This is a genomic window from Hyphomicrobium album, assembly GCF_009708035.1.
Classification (GTDB): Bacteria; Pseudomonadota; Alphaproteobacteria; order Rhizobiales; family Hyphomicrobiaceae; genus Hyphomicrobium_A; species Hyphomicrobium_A album.
Map to the genome: position 1 here is coordinate 839282 of NZ_WMBQ01000002.1, position 18723 is coordinate 858004.

Below are 18723 nucleotides of genomic sequence, written 5' to 3' on the forward strand. Positions count from 1 at the left end.
TTCGGCGCGGCGCACAGTGAGATAGCACGGCAGCCACGTCAAAGGCGCTGGAACGCGCAGGCGCAACTCACAGTTTCACTGCGGGGCAGCCCGTGCACCTTCCGGACTGGCGAGGAGGCTGATATGCCATCACACTTGCAGCGAGCGATGACGTCGCGGGGAGCGGACAAGATGGCGGACAGGTCTGGCAAGACCGAGCCGAAATGGGTGTACGCCTTCGCCGCCGGCTATGTCGACGGCCGTGCCAACATGACCGAGCTGCTCGGCGGCAAGGGCGCCAATCTGGCTGAGATGGCGAGCCTCGGGCTGCCCGTGCCGCCCGGGTTCACCATCACCACCAAGGTGTGCGACGCCTACTACGCCCTTGGGCGCAAGCTGCCCGAGGGGCTCAAACCGCAGGTCGAGAAGGCAATCCGCCTCGTGGGCGATGAGGTCGGAGCCGCCTTCGGCGACGTCAACCGTCCGCTCCTCGTATCGGTGCGCTCAGGTGCCCGCGCCTCGATGCCGGGCATGATGGACACCATTCTGAACCTCGGCCTCAACGACGAGACGGTCGAGGGCCTGGCCAAGCGTTCCGGCGACCGCCGCTTCGCCTACGACAGCTACCGGCGTTTCATCCAGATGTATGCTGACGTCGTTCTGGGCGTCGACCACGGCGTGTTCGAGGACCTGCTGGAGAATTTCAAGAACCTCAACGCCCTGTCCTCGGACACGGAGCTGACAGCCGAGAACTGGGCGGAGATCATCGAGGAGTACAAGCAGGCCGTTCAAGACAACCTCGGGCGGCCGTTCCCGCAGGACACGAACGAGCAACTCTACGGCGCCATCGCCGCCGTGTTCGGCTCCTGGCAGAACGCGCGCGCCAACACTTATCGGCGCCTGCACGACATCCCCGACAGCTGGGGCACCGCCGTCACGGTGCAGGCGATGGTGTTCGGAAACCTCGGCGAGAGCAGCGCCACCGGCGTTGCCTTCACGCGCAACCCATCGACCGGCGCTAAGGAGATCTACGGCGAGTTCCTCATCAACGCGCAGGGCGAGGATGTGGTCGCCGGCATCCGCACGCCGCAGCCGCTGACGGAGATGGCGCGGCGCGAGGCAAAAGAAGAAGCCCCTTCGCTCGAATTGCTGATGCCCAAGGTGTTCGCCGGCTTGGCGAGCGTCTTCGAGCGGCTCGAGAAGCACTACCGCGATATGCAGGACATTGAGTTCACGATCGAGAACGGCAAATTGTGGATGTTGCAAACGCGGTCGGGCAAACGCACGGCGGAAGCGTCGTTGCGCATCGCCGTCGATCTCGCCGAGGATGGCGTGCTCTCCAAGTCCGAGGCGGTGATGCGCGTGAACCCGTCGGCGCTCGACCAGCTGCTCCATCCCACGCTCGATCCTGATGCGAAGAAGGACGTGCTGACCACGGGGCTGCCCGCTTCGCCCGGCGCCGCCTCGGGCGAGATCGTGTTCACCGCCGACGACGCCGAGGCGGAACGCGCCCACGGGCACGAGGTGATCCTCGTGCGCCTCGAGACGAGCCCGGAGGATATTCATGGCATGCATGCTGCCGCCGGTATCCTCACGGCACGCGGCGGCATGACAAGCCATGCCGCGGTCGTCGCGCGCGGCATGGGGCGGCCGTGCGTCTCGGGCGCCGGCGCGCTGCGCATCGACCCGAAAGCGGGCACGCTGCAGGTCGGTTCGCACAAGCTCAAGAAGGGCGACGTGATCACCATCGACGGCAGCACAGGCCAGGTGCTGCTGGGCCGCGCCAAGATGCGCGAGCCCAAGCTATCGGGCGCATTTGCGACGTTGATGGGATGGGCCGATGCGGAGCGCCGCATGCGCGTGCGCACCAATGCCGATACGCCTCGCGATGCGCGTCAGGCGCGCGACTTCGGTGCCGAGGGCATTGGCCTTTGCCGCACCGAGCACATGTTCTTTGACGCTGAGCGGATCCTGGCCGTGCGCCAGATGATCCTTGCCGACGACACGAACGGCCGGAGGGCGGCGCTCGCCAAAATCCTTCCCATGCAGCGCACCGACTTCGAGCAGCTGTTCGAGATCATGGCGGGGCTGCCGACCACCGTGCGCCTGCTCGACCCGCCGCTGCACGAGTTCCTGCCGAACAATCCGGACGAGGTGCCGGCCATCGCCGCCGACCTCGGCGTTCCGCCGGACAAACTGCGTCAGCGCATAGCCCAGCTATCGGAGTTCAATCCGATGCTGGGCTTCCGCGGCTGCCGACTGGCGATCCTCTTTCCGGAAATTCCCGAAATGCAGGCTCGCGCCATTTTCGAAGCCGCCGTCGCGGTGGAGAAGAAGACGGGGCAACGCGCCAAGCTGGAGATCATGGTGCCGCTGGTCGCCTATCGCGACGAGTTCACCATCCTGCGCGGGGTGATCCTGCGTACCGGCGCCGCCGTTGAAAAGGAGACGGGCGCGAAGCTCGACTATTCGATCGGTACGATGATCGAGTTGCCGCGTGCCGCGTTGCGCGCCGGCGAGGTGGCGGAAGGCGACGACGGTGCGGCATTCTTCTCGTTCGGCACCAACGACCTGACGCAGACGACGCTTGGCCTCAGCCGCGACGACGCGGCGCCGATCCTCGAAGCCTATGCGCACCAGAAAATCTTCGCCGTCGATCCGTTCGTGTCGATCGACGTGGAAGGCGTCGGTGAGCTGGTGCGCATCGGCGTCGAACGTGGACGGGCGGTCAAGCCCGGATTGAAGGTCGGCATCTGCGGCGAGCATGGCGGCGATCCGAAATCGATCGCCTTCTTCGACAGCGTCGGCCTCGACTATGTCTCGTGCTCGCCCTATCGCGTACCGATCGCTCGGCTTGCCGCGGCGCAGGCGTCTATCGAAGCGCGCACCGGCAGCACGACCGCAGCTCGCGACTAGGACGCTAAAGGAGTCCGCTCTCTTCGCCGGCGTCGAGGCGCGGCTGGCGCGGGCGCACGCCCTGATAGCGCGGCAGCAGCAACAGGATCAACACGAGCGGCGGCAGCACGAAGCACCACGCCATCCACGACGAGTAGTCGCGGTTCTTCACGCCGGCGAGAATGCCACCGACCGCTCCGGAAGCGAGCGCGACGCCGCCCCAGATCACGATGCCACGTACGACGTCCATGGAAGTCCTCCCCTTGAGGACACGCCTCAGCTACGCAAGTGATTTGCGCAGCAACTGTGGCGAAATCAAGCGTCCAGCATATGACGCTAGGTCTGCGGGTGGAAGTCGAGCCCGATATCCAGCACCGGCGCTGAGTGGGTCAACGCGCCGACAGATATGTGATCGACCCCGGTTTCAGCGATGGCGCGCACCGTTTCCAGGTTTACGCCACCCGATGCTTCCGTGACGACACGCCCGGCGACCTCGGCCACTGCCGCGTTCAGCATCTCCAGGGGCATATTGTCGAGGAGAACGGCATCCGGATCGAGTTGCAGGGCATCGCCGAGCTCGTCTAGCGACGTCACCTCGATCTCGACCTTCACCGTGTGCCCGGCGTGGGCGCGCGCGCGTTGGAGTGCCGCGCCGACGCCTCCGGCGGCAACGATGTGGTTATCCTTGATAAGCACCGCATCGAACAATCCGAACCGGTGGTTAACCCCGCCGCCGCAGCGCACGGCAAATTTCTCAAGCGCCCGTTGGCCGGGCGTCGTCTTGCGCGTGTCGACGATGCAGGCGCGTGTGCCGGCAATGGCCGATACGTAGCGAGCGGTGAGGGTCGCGATGCCGCTCAGGCGGCCGAGGAAGTTGAGCGCGGTGCGCTCGGCCGTGAGGAGCGCCCGGGCGTCGCCGGCCACGCGCGCGATGATGCCGCCCGCCTCGACGCGGTCCCCGTCGCCGACGACCACCTCGAACTCGACGAACGGATCGATCGCCTTGAACGCCGCTGCGGCAAGCTGGACGCCGGCCACGGTGCCCGGCTTGCGGGCAGCAATGACGCTCGAAGCGCGCGTGCCGGCAGGGACGGTCGCCTCGGTGGTGATGTCGCCGCCCATGCCAAGGTCCTCGGCCAGCGCTTCGGCGACGGCCTTGTCGACGAGAGAGCCCGGGAGACGCAGCTCGTGCGCCGGGACGCTCATCGGGCGGCCCCGGCCTGCCATTCCCACGAACTCGGCGCGATGACCGATGCGCGCGCGCCGATATCGTCGATGTCGTCGAGGGTAAGGAATGTGCGTGCGGCGAATGACGCTTCCCCAGCCGGGAAGTCGCTACGGGCGTGCGCGCCGCGGCTTTCCTCGCGCAGCAGCGCGCCGACTGCAATAAAGCGTGCGGCAAGCGCCATATTGGCGAGCACTCGGTCGGCCCCCGCTTGGCGCTCGATGTCGCGCAACGTGGCGATCGCCTTCTTGAGGCCGGCGGCGGTGCGAACTACGCCGACGTGCTCGCTCATCGTACGGCGCAGGCGAGCGACGGCCGCCCCGCGCGCCACTGCATGATCAGCGGTGATGTCGCCGACGCGCTGCAGGTCGGTGCGCGGCGAGTGGCGGGTGCCGCGCTCCAGCTGGCGAACATCTGCCGCGGCGCGGGCGCCGAACACCAGCGCCTCGAGCAATGAATTCGAGGCGAGGCGGTTGGCGCCGTGCAAGCCCGTGGCGGTCACCTCGCCGACTGCCCACAGGCCCGGCACGCTCGAGCGACCGCGTGCATCGGTGGCGATGCCGCCCATGTGGTAGTGGGCCGCCGGAGCGACGGGGATCAGCTCGCGCGACGGATCGATACCCGCCTTCTGACAGAGCGCGTAGACCGTGGGAAACGCCGAGGCGAAGCGCGCGCCGATCGCTTCGCGGCAATCGAGGAAGGCGCCGCGGCCGGCCGCGATCTCAGTGAACACGGCTCGCGCCACAACATCGCGCGGCGCCAGTTCTGCGCGCGGGTCGATGTTCAGCATGAACCGCTCGCCGCTCGCATTGACGAGCGTCGCGCCTTCACCGCGCAGCGCCTCGGTTGCCAGCGGCGCCGGATCAAGCCCGACGTCAATTGCGGTCGGGTGGAACTGCACGAATTCTGGGTCGCCGATGACGGCACCGGCACGCGCGGCCATGGCGATCGCCTCGCCGCGCGCATACGTCGGGTTGGTCGTCACCGCATAGAGGGCGCCGACACCGCCCGTCGCCAGCACCAGGGCGCAGGCGGGGAAGTATTCGTAGACCTCCTTGCCGTGCGCAGCGGTGCGTACCAGGCGCACGCCTTCGACGCGGCCATCGGCCATGATCAGCTCGTCGGCCTCGTAGCCTTCCAGCACTCGAATAGACGGCGTCGCACGCACCCGGGCGATCAGCGCGTCGAGGATCGCCGCGCCGGTGCGGTCGCCTGAGACGTGCACGACGCGGCGGCGCGAATGCGCCGCCTCCTGGCTCAGCGCGAACGCACCGCCAGCATCGCGGTCGAACGGAACGCCATAGGCGACGAGATCGGCAATCCGCTCCGGCCCCTCGGCGGCAACGAAGCGAGCCACATTCGGATCGACGATCCCGGCACCGGCGGCCACGGTGTCGTCGGCATGCAGCGCGGGATCGTCATTGGAACCGACCGCCGCCGCAATGCCCCCCTGTGCCCAACCGGTCGATGATCCCTGGCCGAGCGGGGCCGCGGCCACGAGCGTGACGGGGATCGGCGCCAGCTTGAGCGCCGTGAACAGTCCGGCAAGCCCCGCGCCGATGATGACGACATCGCCGTCGGCGCCGAGCCGCTCATCGCGAGCAGGGCGGAAGGGTGTTGCGCCGGTAGGGAAGAATTCCTGTGCCATCGACATTCCCAGAGGGGTGGAATGTGGCGCCGGCGCGTGTGCCGGCGCTCAATCAGTTGGTGAGGTTGACCATGCGCTCTACGGCGCGGCGCGCCTTGGCAGCGACGATCGGGTCGACGTCGACCTCGTACTTCATGTCGCGCAGGGCCTCGTAGATGTTCTCGAGGCTGATGCGCTTCATGTGAGGGCACAGGTTGCACGGCCGAATGAACTCGACGTCCGGCGCTTGCACGGCAACGTTCGACGCCATCGAGCACTCGGTGATGAGCGCCACCTTGCGTGGCCGCTTGCTGGTCACGTAGTTGATCATGGCCGCGGTCGAGCCGGTGAAGTCCGCCACCGCGATTACCTCGGGCGGGCACTCGGGGTGTGCGATCACCTTCAGGCCCGGGTCTGCGGCGCGCATCGCCGCGATGTCGTCGGCGGTGAAGCGCTCGTGCACTTCGCAGTGGCCCTTCCAGGCGATGATCTCGACTTTCGTCTGCGTCTGCACGTACTTGGCGAGGTACTCGTCGGGAATGAGCAGCACGCGAGGCACGCCGAGGCTCTCGACGACTTTCACGGCGTTCGATGAGGTGCAGCAGATATCGCATTCGGCCTTCACCGCGGCCGAGGTGTTGACGTAGGTGACGATCGGCACCCCCGGGTACACCTCGCGCAGCATGCGCACGTCTTCTGCCGTGATCGATTCGGCGAGCGAGCAGCCGGCCAGCGGATCGGGGATCAGCACCGTCTTGTCGGGGCTCAGCAGCTTCGAAGTCTCGGCCATGAAATGCACGCCGGCCTGCACGATCACGTCGGCCTCGACGCGCGCGGCTTCCTTCGCCAGCTGCAGGCTGTCGCCGCGGAAGTCGCCGACGCAGTTGAAGATCTCTGGCGTCATGTAGTTGTGCGCGAGGATGACCGCGTTGCGCTTCTTCTTGAGGTCATTGATCGCCTTGATGAGCGGCGCGTAGGCTGGCCACTCCATTGGCGTGACGACGTGCTGGACGCGCGCATAGAGCGGCGCCATCTCGGCAGCGAGCTCGGGGGTGAAGGGCGGCAGTGCATGCGGCTCGCTCAGCGCGTGGGAGCGCTGGCGGCGGCCGGGCACGGTGCAGACGTCTAGGGTATCCATCGCTTGCCTCCATAGTCCGCTATTGCTCAAAGTGAGTATAAGCGGGCCATCAAACGAGCCGGCCCCAGGGCCGGTTACCTTCCATATAATGCTCTTTTTGAGCACTCCAAGGGTTGCAGAAAGATTACTCCATCTAGCTCGCCCTTGCCAGATAAGAGTAGGCCGGGACTAGCGAATCTGTTCCCCGGCCCATGCAACTTGCCTATGCGTTCGGCACCTTGATCAAACCTTGCCGGGCTTTACCCGCACACCCGGTGCCGGGCGTTCGAGTAAAACTTCACGGCGGAAGCGATAAAGTTTCGCCGGCCGGCCGCCCGTGCGCATCTTCACCTCACCGGTCGGCTCCACCAAGCCGGCACCCTCCACCAAGCGGCGGAAGTTTTGCTTGTGCAGATGCGGGCCCAGGATGGCCTCGACGGTCCGCTGCAGCTCGAACAGCGTGAAATCGTCCGGCATGAGCTCGAAGATCACAGGACGGTATTTGATCTTGGCGCGCACGCGGCCGATGGCGGTGGCGAGGATGCGGCGATGGTCGAAACGCATCGGCACGCCGAGGCGGGAACGGTCGCTCCATTGACGCGTAGCTTCGCGTCCGTCGCGGGCGGCTTCTTCCACTAGGCCCGCTTCGTAGAGCAACTCGTAGCGCTCGAGAACCTTCTCTTCGTCCCAAGCGGCGCCGTCGAGGCCGAAGCAGATGCGCACGCGCTCGTCACGGCTGATCGGCTGGGCCGCGGATGCCGAACGCTGCGCCTGAGTCCATTCTCGCAGGCGCGGCTCGATCGCGCTTTCCAGGATGTCCGGCCGTCCACGGCGCCAGTCCTCCCATGGGAAGTAGTGATACCAACTGCGCCACGCGCTGTGCTGTGTGTCAGAGACAGGCTTGGCCTGTGTCAGCGCCAGATAACCAATGGAGACGATATGCGGTCCGACGTCGCCCGCCTGAGCGTGGCGACCGCGGTCACCGAACGTATAGAGCTGCTCGGCGTATCCCAGCTCGAGGCCCGTCTGCCGCTGCACCCAGGCGCGTAGGCCGCCCTCGAAGGTGCGATGCTGTAGCGGGGAGAAGGGGCCGAAGGGCAGTCCGTCGCTCGCTCCGGCAGAGTCCGCCTCGCTACGGATAATGAGGACGACCGGTTCGTTGTCGGCAACGGCAACAATCGCCGCATTGAGGCCGATCTCAACCCCAGCGGTGGCGGCAGCGGACCCCGGATCAGGCACTTGGCCGTTCTCGACTTTCACCCGAGGCGTCGACTCCCTGAGCTGGCTATACGACATGGTTCCTCCAAGTGGTGTTGGAGACCCCCGCGATGGAGGCTTGTTTCGACCGTGGCGCTATCCCAACGCTTGGCGGCCCTACTCGTTCGCCTGGTCACAACGTTCAATGCTCAGAAACGTTCAATCAGAAGATTAAAGCGATTGAGAAAATCCCGCTGGGCGGCGTCTGCGGGCACCGGCGCAAGGGCGGCCAGCTTGGCCGTCAGTTCTGGTGCTAAGCCTTTGGGCTGCCCAAAATAAATAGTCGCCTCCGGCTCGCTGAAACCCGCCAATCTTGTCGCTTCGAAGTAGGCGGCAATGCGGTCGGCATTTTTGATCTGTGCCTGAACGTCGGTCGGCAATTCGGCAGGCAGGCCGTAGCGGGCGTGGATTGCGGCCAGTAGACGCAACTCGAACGCTTTGTAGTCGAGGCCGATGGCCGTCTTGAACGGGCTGATGAGGTCGCCGACGACGTACTCCGGGGCGTCGTGCAAGAGCGCTGCAAGCCGCCAAATTGCAGGCATTTGCGCGTCCGTTGCAGAGCCGATTGCAGAAAAGATGTCCTCGACGACCAAAGCGTGCTGGGCGACCGAGAAGGCATGCGCGCCAATCGTCTGTCCGTTCCAGCGCGCGACCCGGGCAAGGCCATGGGCAATGTCGTCGATTTCGATGTCGGCAGGCGAGGGGTTGAGCAAATCGAGACGGCGCCCCGACAGCATGCGCTGCCACGCACGCGTCGGGCGCGGCTGTTCATGACCCATCGGTACGCGCCGCGCGGCGCGGCTTGATCAGCAGCATCATCGGTTCAGCGATAGTAGCGAATGGTTCCGTACATCAGCTTCGGCGCCAGCGTGAAGTATTTTCCACGCATCTGCTGCGCGTCATCGGCGAAGTAGGAGAGTATGAAGTAGCCGACGACTTTTTCCGAGAGGTAGATCGTATATTCGGCCCGCAACTTTCCATCAACACAGGCTTGCGCCCAATCGCTTTCCCAATGGGCTTCGAGCTTCTGGCTCTGCCCTTGAACAACAGTGCACGTTCGCGTGCCATCGAACCTGACGCGCTCGCCCTGCATGGAAAGCGTGCACTCTCCAAAGTGCCGGTAGCCGGTATCGTCGTTACTCGATACCTCATAGCGCCACTGCCCAAGCATCGTCTTGGGATTGAATTCGCCCGAGCCGGCGGCCTTCTTTGCGACCACGGAGTTGCTCGCAAAGTCGGCTAGGGCCTTCTCCTTGACCCTCTGCTCGTAAACAACCCTGCGCTTGGCCAGTAGGTGCGTCCCGATGATCGTCATCGTTGCGGCGGTGATCGTCGCCATTGCGCCCATAGCGGCGGTGAACGGATCAAGCATCGAGCCCCCAAGATACAAACGGAGACATCGAGGGTTCGTACCCAAGATTGTCGAATGGGCTTACTAATACCAATGGTTGCGGTCATCGAGAACCGAGAAATTGCTTTTGCAGCTTGGCGCACTCCCCATAGCGGAAGCAGTCGACGAGATGATCGTTGACCATGCCCGAGGACTGCATGAAGGCGTAGACGGTCGTCGGCCCGACGAAGCGGAAGCCTTCCGCCTTCAACGCCTTCGAGATGCGCTTCGACAGTTCCGTCTCGGCGGGGATGTCGCGCATGGAGCGCACGCGGTTCTGTACCGGCCCGTCCTTGCCGAGGTGGTCCCACAGGAGTTTCCGCAGGGATGTGCGCTCGCGCAAGCGAAGGTACGCTTGCGCATTGTCGATCGTCGCCTCGATCTTGGCGCGGTTGCGCACGATGCCCGCGTCCGCCATCAGCCGGGCTATATCCTTCGCGCCATAGCGCGCGATGCGCTCGGGTTCGAACTTGTCGAAGGCGCGCCGGAAGTTCTCGCGCTTGCGCAGGATGGTGATCCACGACAGGCCGGCCTGGAAGCCTTCGAGCACCAGTTTCTCGAAGATGGCGATGTCGGTCTTCAGCGGAACGCCCCACTCCTCGTCGTGATAGCGCTGATACTCGGCATCGTTGCCGGCCCAGGTGCAGCGGAGCAGCGCTTTCGGGGCGGAGCTCATGCGGCCGAGCCCGCCGGTTTGGTATCGAGCGCAAAGCGCGCCCACGCCGGCAAGTCGATGCGCACCGCGACGTTGCCGGCGCGCAGGCCCTCGCCCTTCTGTAGCAACTCGGCGGCGCGATCGATCCGGATCTCCGCCAGGCCGCGCGTGCCGGACGTCGAGCCGAGGGTGCCGATCTCTACGTCGCCGGCGATGATCGCAGCACCGGTCGCCGGAAGCAGCGCTTCACCGACGAGAGGTACGATGCGCCGGCGCGCCGTGCCACGGTTCTGCATGCGCGACACGACCTCTTGCCCGACATAGCAGCCCTTTTCGAACGACACGCCGTTCAACTGATCGAACAGCGCCTCGTGCGGGAACGCGTCGCCGAACGCGTAATCTTTGCCGCCCTCAGGCACGCCGAGGCCGATGCGATGCGCGTGGTAGTCGTCTTGCGTCGCGCTCACCGCATCCTCGTCGCCGAGCGCCCAGTCGGAGCGCAGCGTCGTCAATTCGCGAAATCCCAGTCCCGCCAGGCGCGGATCGGGAAAGCGCAGCGGCGTATCGCCGAGCGGGCGGGATCTCTGCTCGCCGCCCGGCCAGATGGCGGCCACGGTGTAGTCGGACGAAACGTCCTCGATGTCGACCTGCGCCCGCAGCTTGTACAGCTTCAGCCGCTCGGCCAGCTCGGCCGCCTTGGCGCGCGCCGTCTCGAGGCAGAAGCCATCCGGGCAGGCCACCACGAAGAAATCGAACAGGATCTTCCCTTGGGGGCTCAACAAGCCGGCGTGCAACGCCGGCTGCGTGTCGATCAGGTCCATGTCGTTGGTGATCACGCCCTGCAGCAGCTTGCGGGCATCCTCGCCCGTAACGTTGACGACCCCGCGATCGGGCAGCAGCGCTATCTTCGTCTCAGCCATCTTTCCCCGCTCCGGTTGCAACCGGCGTCCGATTTACGTATGCGGGGCGCGGGCCGGAGGCAAGCCGCGGGTCGAGACATGAGCGCCACGTACGATGTCCTGGTGAAAGGTGGCACAGTCGTCAACCAAGACGGCGTGGGCGTGCGCGACGTGGGTGTCCGGGGTGGCCGCATTGCTGCTATCGGCAACTTGAGCGCCGCGACGGCGGGCGAGGTGATCGAGGCCAGCGGTCTGCACGTGCTGCCGGGCGTCATCGACAGCCAGGTGCACTTCCGCGAGCCGGGGCTCGAGCACAAGGAAGATCTCGAGTCGGGCTCGCGCGGCGCCGTGCTCGGTGGCGTCACCGCCGTGTTCGAGATGCCGAACACCAAGCCGCTGACGACGACCGAGGCGACCCTTGCCGACAAGGTGCGCCGCGCCCGCAACCGCATGTTCTGCGATTTCGCCTTCTACGTCGGCGGCACGCGCGAGAACATCGACGACATTCCGATGCTGGAGAAGCTGGAAGGCTCGGCCGGCATCAAGGTGTTCATGGGCTCGTCCACCGGCGATCTGCTGGTCGACGACGAGAGCTCGCTCGATCGCATCATCGCGCGCCTCGGCCGCCGTGCTGCATTCCATTCCGAGGACGAGGCACGCCTCATCGAGCGCATGAGCGTGCGCCGCGCCGGCGACGCCTCTTCGCATCCAGAATGGCGCGACGAGGAAGCGGCGATCATCTCGACGCGGCGGCTCGTGGGCCTCGCCGAGAAGCACAAGCGGCGGGCACACGTGCTGCACGTTTCAACGGCGGCGGAGATGGAGTTTCTCGCCGCGCACAAGGACTGGGCAAGCGTCGAGGTGACGCCGCACCACCTCACGCTGGTCGCGCCCGATTGCTACGAGCGGCTCGGCACCTACGCGCAGATGAATCCGCCGGTGCGCGACGAGCGGCATCGGCAGGCGATCTGGGCCGCGCTCGCGAGCGGCGTCGTCGACGTGCTCGGCTCCGACCACGCGCCGCACACGCGCGAGGAGAAGGATCACGCCTATCCCGCCTCGCACTCCGGCATGACCGGCGTGCAGACGCTGGTGCCGATCATGCTCGATCACGTGAATGCGGGGCGCCTGTCGATAGAGCGCTTCGTCGACCTGACGAGCCACGGCCCGCAGCGGCTGTTCGGCATTCGTGGAAAAGGGCGCATCGCCGCCGGCTATGACGCCGACCTCACCATCGTCGACCTGAAGCGGGAAGAGACGATCACCCACGCGCAGGTCGCGAGCCGCGCCGGGTGGACGCCCTATGACGGCAAGCGTGTCAAAGGCTGGCCGGTCGGCACCGTCGTGCGTGGCCGGCGCGTGATGTGGGACGGCGAGATCATCGGTGCCGCGCACGGCGCGCCCGTCGCCTTCTTCGAAGGCTTCTGACCGCTGACCCGACGCTACGCGTTCTCTGCGCTGCGATGTCCCCTCCTGACCCAAAGCTGACGTTGCGGTCATCGACAACAGCGTCAGCTGCTGTGCCCAAAGCGGACTTTCGTGGCGTCATGCCCGTTTCGAGCTCGCCGGCTACCGGTACCTCGCGGCGTGCCCGCGCCCGCTACCGGGTCCTCGAGTGACCGAGGCCTCCCCTGAGGCCGTCTATCGCTGCACCTCGCTACTCGCGGTCTGCCAAAAATTTATCATCAACTTCACACCAGACAGCGCTCGAAGTTGACCTTGACGGCAACGTGGTCGAGGCCTTCCATGCCACGAAACCTTGCCGCGGTTGGCGGCAATTCCTTTTTGCCTGTGCAGATCAAGTGCCATGACAGGTGCCCACGAAAAGAGCGTTCACCGCCTAGCCGGGCGCAAGGGCTACCGGCTCGACAAGGTGGGCAAAGGCCAACATCGGTTCGCAATGATTGACCTCGCCACCGGTGGCAAAGTCCCATCAGGTGTTGCTGGCCACGATTACTCCTTCACGCTCGAAGAAGCTGAAAGTTGGCTGGGCGGCCGCAACGACAAAGGCAACGCGTAGCGATTAGAACGTGCCGCTTACAGGAACTTTCGTGCCCACAAGATACTACCACGTGGTCGATACCGCGAAGGATTGGCACAAGACTCTGGAGGCACCATGCAAGAAGCTCGGATCGAACTCCTGCAACGCATGCCTATCTTCGGAGGAATTCACGCCGACACCCTCCAATTTTTGCTGACCTTCTGCCCGATAGTGTCGGTTGCAGCTAACGACTTCTTTTTCCGTGAACATGACCAAGGGGATTCAATGTTCGTCCTCGAACTGGGCAAGGCCACGGTGCTGAAATCATGGCGCGGTGAGGACTGTCTCCTGCAAACCCTGAAAGAGGGTGACTGCTTTGGAGAGATGGCTGTAATCGACCACTGCTCACGGAGCGCCACCGTCCGTGCGGTTGATGATTGCAGTGCAATCCGAATTTCAGCTGCCGACCTTCACCGAGTGTACGCGCGGGACCTCAAGCAGTTTGCGCTGATCCAAATGAATATGGGGAGGGAAGTTTGCCGTCGGCTCCGAGAAGCAAATGGCCGCCTGTTCAGCGCGAAGATGGGGATACCTTACACGGACGGAGATTTGTTCCTGGCCGCATGAAAGCACCTTCGGCCACCGCAGCTAAGGTGAGAGTGGTTCGGCAGCGGGCGGCGGATTGTCCGGGTCGATCGGTCCCGGCTCCTGGCTGACGATGATCGTGATGACAGCCAGCACAATCAGTGCGGAAATGGCGACGATAGCAGCTTTGAACGCTCCAAGCGTGATCTCCAAAGGTCGGGTAGCGGCCGGTGATAACCTAACTCGTCGGGTGTCCGGTCGGTCATAGGCCCAGCGTAGTCTGTTGTTCTCGTCAACCGCCGGTACTGTCTCAGTTTGCAATCTGAGACGCAAAAGGCCCCAGGGCTGTCGGCTGGGGCCTTGCGCGCCTTGCGGCGTTCCGATGGACGAAGGGGTAGGTTCATCGGCTGACCATCTACGCTGGCCTGAGTCTATTAATGCGGCGTAAACGGAATATGCGGCTCCGGAGCTTCAGCGGCTTCCCGCTCAGCCAAGTGTCGTGCCGGATCAGTCAACTCAACTCCCGGATGTCCGCTACTGGCGCTATGCGGACCTCGGCCAGCGCAGCCTTTGCGTTGGAGGTGAACGCGCGCGTGACCGTCGCCCGCCACGCGCTGCCTCAGTCCGACTGCTTGAACGTGTGACGGCTACAGCGGGTCGCCGTAGCGGTCCAGGCGCTCGTCCCGGTCATACGGTTCATAGAGGCGCGGATCCTCGTAGTCCGGCGGGAGATCGCGACCCGGCGCCTCACGCGCAAACGGTTCTTCTTCCGGCGCAGCCTCGACGACCGGCGGCCTCGACGGCCGCGCCGCAACCATCTGGTTCGGCAACTGCTTCACCACCGTCACGGGGGTGCCGACCTTGGCGAGGCTCGCCAAGTGCAGCACGTTCTCGTTCATCATGCGGAAGCAGCCCGACGACGCAGCCCGGCCGATGCTCTGCGGCTCGTTGGTGCCGTGAATGCGGTAGAGCGTGTTGCCGAGATAGAGCGCCAGGGCGCCGAGCGGGTTCTTCACGCCTCCGGTCATCTTGTCGGGGAGACGCGGATCGCGCGCGATCATCTCTTTCGGCGGATGCCAGTCGGGCCACGCCTGCTGACGGCTGATGACCTCGGTTCCCGTCCACGAGAAGCCCTCGCGGCCCACAGAGATTGGATACTGGTAGGCTTCCGTCGCCGACAGCACGAAGTAGAGCGCGCGCCCGCCGCTATCGATGACGATGGAGTTCGGCGCGAAGTTGCTGTGGAACGCGACCTTGGGCGGCGCGATGGGGGAGATCGCGGGGCGGGCGCCGCCGCTACGAGTGATCGGCTCGCGGCGATAGTCGCCGTCATAGCCCCAGTCATCGTCATAGTCGTTGCGCCACTGCTGGCGATTGCGGGGCCGCTGCTCCCAGAACGGGCCGCGGCCATAATTCTCGTAGCCGTAGAATTGCGCCTGGGCCGGGGCTGCGTCCGCCAACGTTACGACGGTCGCCGCCGCCAGAGCTGCTCGCCACATCATGGAGGATCCCCCCGGGGCTAGAGGTGGTACGCGATAGATCTGGGAACGCCCCGACATCATGCAACCCGTCGCGGCAAAATTTATTGGCGCCGCCGCTACTTATCGCCTCACTCGGCCTTCTTGAAGGAGTGCCACGTACCGTCTGCGCCGATGGTCAGCCGCCACCACGTCCACTTCTTCTTGTCGCGCATCGCCTTCGCTTCGGCCGGACCGACGAGCTGCAAGAGCTCGACCTCCTGCGCGGGCGTCAACTTGCCGAGATCCATTTCGGCGAGATACGGCCAGACGTAGATGATGTTGTTCTCGAGATCCTTGCCGAGCGGCAGCTCCGCCGCCCGCATGGGGAGTATCTCGGCCAGCACTGCGAGTATTTCTCTGCCGTTCCCGTCGCCCGACGTCTTCTTCCAGTGGGCGATGGGGTCTTCACCGGCAGCCGCCGCCACCTCGGGCTTCATCTCGTTCCAGTCGAGCGGCTCGCGCAAATCCTCGATGTCGCCCGAATGCGCGGCGGCGAGAATGGCCTGTCGCATCTCCTCGACGGGCCCGGGAAGGGGTCCAATATCCTCGCCCGGCTTGTGCAGCTGCTTGGCAAACTTCGAAGCCGCGCCCACCGTCTTGGGCGCATCATTCGCGGCGCGCCCTTCCCGGGAGGCGGAGGGCGCCGCATAGACAATGCTGACTACCGCCAGTACCAATACCGGCAAGCCTACCCAACGTCCCTCGACGATAAACCGCATCATCGGACTCCGGCGCTGCGCGGGTGGATCATCGGCAACTTCCGGCGCGCCCCGCGTGCCGGCAAAGGAAGGTGCATGGATTTTCTGCCCAATCCGCTCATTATCCCCGTTGGCATCATCATCGGAATTCTTGTCGCCGCGCCCGTTGGCCCCGTCAACGTGCTGTGCATCCAGCGCGCCATCGAGCGCGGATTTTGGGGAGGCATTGCGGCGGGCCTCGGCGCCATGCTGGGCGATGGCCTGATCGCGCTGTGCGCGGCGCTGGGCGTCGGCGCGATTTCGGGAGCTGTGAAAGATCACCGCAGCGTCATCCAAGTCGTCGGAGGCCTGGTTCTGGTGGCCTTCGGCTTGAAGCTCTACTTCAGCCAGCCGCGTCTCGTGCCCGTGACGCCGGTTCCCGGCAGCCGCGAGACGTTGCGCGATTTCGTCTGGGACATCCCGCAGACGTTTCTGCTGACGATCACCAATCCCGGCGCCGTGCTGGGCCTCTTCGCCATCTTCGGCGGCGTGTCGACCTTCGTCGAGGTGGAGAGCTACGTCGACGCTCTGACCATCGTCGCGGCGGTGATGGGCGGCAGCCTTGCCTGGTGGCTGGCGCTGTCGCATCTCATCTCGCGCTTCCGCCATCGCCTGAGCCTGACGCGGCTGCAGGTGATCAATCAGGTCGCCGGCTTGCTCTTGGTCGGCTTCGGTCTGCTGCTCATCGGCGAGATCGTCGCCAAGCGCCTGTGTCTGCTCTGAGGCAGCCTACTGGCGCGTGCGATGCAGCGTGAATTCCCCGACGCGGATACGGCGCTCGAGACCGTTGGCGAGGTCGACGACCGCCTCCTCGCCGAACTGCGACACGAGGTCGGTCAGCGCCGTGAACAGCGCCGCATAGGCCATCTGCTCGTTGGGTACGCCACTCTCCGTCCCCTCGTCCCACGCTTCGAGGATCAGCGACAGAGCCCGGTATGTGGAATCGTCGGCACCGAAGCCATCGAACAACTGCATGTCTTCCCCCTTTCGACCCGATTACGCCCCCCGGCGTCGGTCGCGGGTCGATAGTTCCGACTGCGCGCGCACGCGTATGCCGTCAGCGTGCATAGCACGCGAACGCGCATCACCAAGGGCGTGTCGAGTTCACAGTAAACGGCGGATCGCCGCACGCTTCAGGCGTGGATCAGGGGACCGAGCGCACGAGCGTATCGGCAATGGTCGCGCCCTCGGCGAGGAAGCGGTTGATGGCGTTCTGCGCCGACGGACTGCAGGTGTTATAAGTGCGGCTGTAGCTTTGATAACCTTTATTGAAGCTGCGTGTCAGTTTGGCTTTGCGCAACGCCGACGTGCCTTCCGACTGCACGAGATCGGCCATCCGCTCGCGCCACTGCTGCCCTTCCTCCGCGCCGCACAGCTCGCGCAGGTAGTGCACGGCGCCGAGTATCTCCGACAGGCGGAACAAGCGATCGTCGTACGGCTTGCTGTCGGGCGCGGCGGCAGCCGGCATCGCGGCGAGCGCGCATAGCGCGGCGCAGATAAGCGCCGGCACCAGGGGCCGCGATCGGCTGGGAAAAGTGTGCTTCATCGGGAGAACATTAGCATCGATTCTGGACGTTAGGGTGGCGTCCGATCGGCGCTGGCGGCAAGCAATTGCCAGGCGGCTTCGACCACGTGGCGGGTGCCATCCGTCATCGGCAGATCCTTGAGGCGGTCGAGCGCGAAAAAGCGCGCCTCGCGGGCGTCGCCAGCTGGGCGCGGCTCGCCGTCGTCGGCGCGTCCGAAGTAGCTGGCGATGACATAGTGCAGCACCACCGTGCCGGCCTCGTCGCGGTCGATGACGTCGTAGACGCCGGCCAGGCCCTCGATGTGGGGGAAGAGGCCGGTTTCCTCCTTCACCTCACGCCGCGCCGCGTCCTCGGCCGTCTCGCCCGCCTCGATCGCGCCGCCGGGGAGGCTCCACAAACCTTCGGCCGGCGGCTCGTCGCGCTGGACCAGCAGGACCGCCTCGCCGCGGAACAGCACGGCGCTGGCGGCGGCGCGCGGCCAGGGGCCGTGCATGCGATCGGCTCTGTCGTCGAGGTTGGGCATGCGACTTCTCTCCGCCGCGGGGAAGCACTACGTTCAGACGCATGTGCTCGCGCTACACCCTTACCTCACCGCCCGAGGCGGTGCGCGCCTATTTTCGTTACGCGAACGAGGCGGAGTTTCCGCCCCGCTACAACATCGCGCCCTCGCAGCCGGTGGCGATCGTGCGCGATACGCCGCGCGGCGGGCGCGAGATGGCGCTGGTGCGCTGGGGGCTTATCCCGTCCTGGGTGAAGGACCCGCGCGCCTTCAAGATGCTTGTCAACGCGCGCTCCGAAAGCGCGGTCGATAAGCCCTCGTTCCGTGCCGGGCTGCGCCACAAGCGCTGCCTCGTGCCGGCCGACGGCTTTTACGAGTGGACCGGCAATGCCGGCGCCAAGCGCCCACATCTCGTCCGCCCGCGCCAGGGCGGACCCATGGGGCTCGCGGCGATCTACGAGAACTGGCTCGGGGCCGACGGCAGCGAGATCGAGACCATGGCCATCCTGACCACGGGCGCCAATGCGGCCATGGCCGCGCTGCACGACCGCATGCCGGTCATCATCCCGCCTGAGCATTTCGACCTGTGGCTCGACTGCCGGCCGGGCACAACGGCCGACATCGCCCACCTGCTGGCGTCCCCGCCGGAGGACCTCCTCGACATCGTCGAGGTCAGCCGCAAATTGAACAATCCGCGCAACGAGGGGCCCGAGGTGCAGGAGCCGGTCGGCACCCTCACGCTCCTTTGATCTCGACGCCCCTCGAAGCCCTTGAAATTACGCTTGGTTGACGCGAACGCCGCCCCTCGCCGCGGTCAACTTTCGGGGGTAA

Annotated in this window: 21 protein-coding genes; 6 read left to right on the forward strand and 15 right to left on the reverse strand. The window is 65.5% G+C overall.

What is annotated here, in order from left to right:
• Positions 1-171 precede the first annotated feature (171 nt).
• Positions 172-2895 (forward strand): pyruvate, phosphate dikinase, encoded by a 2724-nt coding sequence (gene ppdK, locus GIW81_RS16205; protein ID WP_154740368.1) that lies wholly within the window; start codon positions 172-174, stop codon positions 2893-2895.
• A gap of 4 nt (positions 2896-2899) precedes the next feature.
• Here the strand turns inward: ppdK and GIW81_RS16210 are convergent, their stop codons facing one another.
• The 9 genes from GIW81_RS16210 to ygfZ all read right to left on the reverse strand — a co-directional run bounded on the left by GIW81_RS16210 (position 2900) and on the right by ygfZ (position 11065).
• Positions 2900-3124 (reverse strand): hypothetical protein, encoded by a 225-nt coding sequence (locus GIW81_RS16210; RefSeq protein ID WP_154740369.1) that lies wholly within the window; start codon positions 3122-3124, stop codon positions 2900-2902.
• A gap of 86 nt (positions 3125-3210) precedes the next feature.
• Positions 3211-4080: a carboxylating nicotinate-nucleotide diphosphorylase gene (gene nadC / locus GIW81_RS16215; protein ID WP_154740370.1), complete on the reverse strand. Its 870-nt coding sequence runs from the start codon at positions 4078-4080 to the stop codon at positions 3211-3213.
• Positions 4077-5747, reverse strand: coding sequence for an L-aspartate oxidase (locus tag GIW81_RS16220; RefSeq protein ID WP_210251953.1), 1671 nt, complete (start codon positions 5745-5747; stop codon positions 4077-4079). Before GIW81_RS16220 ends, nadC begins: the two co-directional genes overlap by 4 nt.
• 52 nt (positions 5748-5799) lie before the next feature.
• The gene (gene nadA / locus GIW81_RS16225) at positions 5800-6864 is read right to left on the reverse strand and encodes a quinolinate synthase NadA (RefSeq protein ID WP_154740372.1); all 1065 of its coding nucleotides are present in this window, start codon (positions 6862-6864) and stop codon (positions 5800-5802) included.
• A gap of 222 nt (positions 6865-7086) precedes the next feature.
• The gene (locus GIW81_RS16230) at positions 7087-8139 is read right to left on the reverse strand and encodes an NUDIX hydrolase (RefSeq protein WP_229309365.1); all 1053 of its coding nucleotides are present in this window, start codon (positions 8137-8139) and stop codon (positions 7087-7089) included.
• A 110-nt stretch (positions 8140-8249) separates the two neighbouring features.
• Positions 8250-8879, reverse strand: a complete 630-nt coding sequence (locus GIW81_RS16235; RefSeq protein ID WP_154740373.1) for an HD domain-containing protein — start codon at positions 8877-8879, stop codon at positions 8250-8252.
• A gap of 44 nt (positions 8880-8923) precedes the next feature.
• Positions 8924-9472, reverse strand: coding sequence for a hypothetical protein (locus GIW81_RS16240; RefSeq protein ID WP_154740374.1), 549 nt, complete (start codon positions 9470-9472; stop codon positions 8924-8926).
• An 82-nt stretch (positions 9473-9554) separates the two neighbouring features.
• Positions 9555-10166: a DNA-3-methyladenine glycosylase I gene (locus GIW81_RS16245; protein WP_154740375.1), complete on the reverse strand. Its 612-nt coding sequence runs from the start codon at positions 10164-10166 to the stop codon at positions 9555-9557.
• A complete protein-coding gene (gene ygfZ, locus GIW81_RS16250) occupies positions 10163-11065 on the reverse strand; it encodes a CAF17-like 4Fe-4S cluster assembly/insertion protein YgfZ (RefSeq protein WP_154740376.1) in 903 nt (300 codons plus the stop codon). The genes GIW81_RS16245 and ygfZ overlap by 4 nt, the downstream gene beginning before the upstream one ends.
• 78 nt (positions 11066-11143) lie before the next feature.
• On the opposite strand from ygfZ, the gene GIW81_RS16255 reads away from it, so the two are divergent.
• From GIW81_RS16255 to GIW81_RS16265, 3 genes are all read left to right on the forward strand, one after another.
• A complete protein-coding gene (locus GIW81_RS16255; protein ID WP_154740377.1) occupies positions 11144-12472 on the forward strand; it encodes a dihydroorotase in 1329 nt (442 codons plus the stop codon).
• Positions 12473-12851: 379 nt separating this feature from the next.
• Entirely contained in the window at positions 12852-13064 is a 213-nt protein-coding gene (locus GIW81_RS16260; RefSeq protein ID WP_154740378.1) for a hypothetical protein, read from the forward strand.
• A 96-nt stretch (positions 13065-13160) separates the two neighbouring features.
• On the forward strand, positions 13161-13652 hold the full coding sequence (locus GIW81_RS16265) for a Crp/Fnr family transcriptional regulator (RefSeq protein ID WP_154740379.1): 492 nt from the start codon (positions 13161-13163) through the stop codon (positions 13650-13652).
• A gap of 21 nt (positions 13653-13673) precedes the next feature.
• On the opposite strand, the gene GIW81_RS16270 is transcribed toward GIW81_RS16265, so the two are convergent.
• The 3 genes from GIW81_RS16270 to GIW81_RS16280 form a co-directional block, all read right to left on the reverse strand.
• Entirely contained in the window at positions 13674-13823 is a 150-nt protein-coding gene (locus tag GIW81_RS16270; protein ID WP_154740380.1) for a hypothetical protein, read from the reverse strand.
• Between the two features lie 434 nt (positions 13824-14257).
• A complete protein-coding gene (locus GIW81_RS16275; RefSeq protein WP_229309367.1) occupies positions 14258-15112 on the reverse strand; it encodes a L,D-transpeptidase in 855 nt (284 codons plus the stop codon).
• A gap of 107 nt (positions 15113-15219) precedes the next feature.
• Entirely contained in the window at positions 15220-15849 is a 630-nt protein-coding gene (locus GIW81_RS16280) for a hypothetical protein (RefSeq protein WP_154740381.1), read from the reverse strand.
• Between the two features lie 75 nt (positions 15850-15924).
• Between GIW81_RS16280 and GIW81_RS16285 the strand changes: the two genes are divergently transcribed.
• The gene (locus GIW81_RS16285) at positions 15925-16590 is read left to right on the forward strand and encodes a LysE family translocator (RefSeq protein WP_154740382.1); all 666 of its coding nucleotides are present in this window, start codon (positions 15925-15927) and stop codon (positions 16588-16590) included.
• Between the two features lie 6 nt (positions 16591-16596).
• Here the strand turns inward: GIW81_RS16285 and GIW81_RS16290 are convergent, their stop codons facing one another.
• From GIW81_RS16290 to GIW81_RS16300, 3 genes are all read right to left on the reverse strand, one after another.
• Positions 16597-16842, reverse strand: a complete 246-nt coding sequence (locus tag GIW81_RS16290; protein WP_154740383.1) for a hypothetical protein — start codon at positions 16840-16842, stop codon at positions 16597-16599.
• A gap of 169 nt (positions 16843-17011) precedes the next feature.
• Positions 17012-17377 (reverse strand): TIGR02301 family protein, encoded by a 366-nt coding sequence (locus GIW81_RS16295; RefSeq protein ID WP_324615073.1) that lies wholly within the window; start codon positions 17375-17377, stop codon positions 17012-17014.
• Between the two features lie 65 nt (positions 17378-17442).
• A complete protein-coding gene (locus GIW81_RS16300; protein WP_154740385.1) occupies positions 17443-17916 on the reverse strand; it encodes an NUDIX hydrolase in 474 nt (157 codons plus the stop codon).
• 41 nt (positions 17917-17957) lie between these two features.
• Here GIW81_RS16300 and GIW81_RS16305 point away from each other — a divergent pair, with 41 nt between their 5' ends.
• Entirely contained in the window at positions 17958-18641 is a 684-nt protein-coding gene (locus GIW81_RS16305) for an SOS response-associated peptidase (protein ID WP_154740386.1), read from the forward strand.
• The last annotated feature ends 82 nt before the right edge of the window (positions 18642-18723 follow it).

Excerpts from the sequence above, each read along its gene's own strand:
- ppdK (WP_154740368.1), top strand. The coding sequence starts at position 172 with ATGGCGGACAGGTCTGGCAAGACCGAGCCGAAATGGGTGTACGCCTTC.
- GIW81_RS16210 (WP_154740369.1), bottom strand. The coding sequence starts at position 3,124 with ATGGACGTCGTACGTGGCATCGTGATCTGGGGCGGCGTCGCGCTCGCT.
- nadC (WP_154740370.1), bottom strand. The coding sequence starts at position 4,080 with ATGAGCGTCCCGGCGCACGAGCTGCGTCTCCCGGGCTCTCTCGTCGAC.
- GIW81_RS16220 (WP_210251953.1), bottom strand. The coding sequence starts at position 5,747 with ATGGCACAGGAATTCTTCCCTACCGGCGCAACACCCTTCCGCCCTGCT.
- nadA (WP_154740372.1), bottom strand. The coding sequence starts at position 6,864 with ATGGATACCCTAGACGTCTGCACCGTGCCCGGCCGCCGCCAGCGCTCC.
- GIW81_RS16230 (WP_229309365.1), bottom strand. The coding sequence starts at position 8,139 with ATGTCGTATAGCCAGCTCAGGGAGTCGACGCCTCGGGTGAAAGTCGAG.
- GIW81_RS16235 (WP_154740373.1), bottom strand. The coding sequence starts at position 8,879 with ATGGGTCATGAACAGCCGCGCCCGACGCGTGCGTGGCAGCGCATGCTG.
- GIW81_RS16240 (WP_154740374.1), bottom strand. The coding sequence starts at position 9,472 with ATGCTTGATCCGTTCACCGCCGCTATGGGCGCAATGGCGACGATCACC.
- GIW81_RS16245 (WP_154740375.1), bottom strand. The coding sequence starts at position 10,166 with ATGAGCTCCGCCCCGAAAGCGCTGCTCCGCTGCACCTGGGCCGGCAAC.
- ygfZ (WP_154740376.1), bottom strand. The coding sequence starts at position 11,065 with ATGGCTGAGACGAAGATAGCGCTGCTGCCCGATCGCGGGGTCGTCAAC.
- GIW81_RS16255 (WP_154740377.1), top strand. The coding sequence starts at position 11,144 with ATGAGCGCCACGTACGATGTCCTGGTGAAAGGTGGCACAGTCGTCAAC.
- GIW81_RS16260 (WP_154740378.1), top strand. The coding sequence starts at position 12,852 with ATGACAGGTGCCCACGAAAAGAGCGTTCACCGCCTAGCCGGGCGCAAG.
- GIW81_RS16265 (WP_154740379.1), top strand. The coding sequence starts at position 13,161 with ATGCAAGAAGCTCGGATCGAACTCCTGCAACGCATGCCTATCTTCGGA.
- GIW81_RS16275 (WP_229309367.1), bottom strand. The coding sequence starts at position 15,112 with ATGATGTGGCGAGCAGCTCTGGCGGCGGCGACCGTCGTAACGTTGGCG.
- GIW81_RS16280 (WP_154740381.1), bottom strand. The coding sequence starts at position 15,849 with ATGCGGTTTATCGTCGAGGGACGTTGGGTAGGCTTGCCGGTATTGGTA.
- GIW81_RS16285 (WP_154740382.1), top strand. The coding sequence starts at position 15,925 with ATGGATTTTCTGCCCAATCCGCTCATTATCCCCGTTGGCATCATCATC.
- GIW81_RS16290 (WP_154740383.1), bottom strand. The coding sequence starts at position 16,842 with ATGCAGTTGTTCGATGGCTTCGGTGCCGACGATTCCACATACCGGGCT.
- GIW81_RS16300 (WP_154740385.1), bottom strand. The coding sequence starts at position 17,916 with ATGCCCAACCTCGACGACAGAGCCGATCGCATGCACGGCCCCTGGCCG.
- GIW81_RS16305 (WP_154740386.1), top strand. The coding sequence starts at position 17,958 with ATGTGCTCGCGCTACACCCTTACCTCACCGCCCGAGGCGGTGCGCGCC.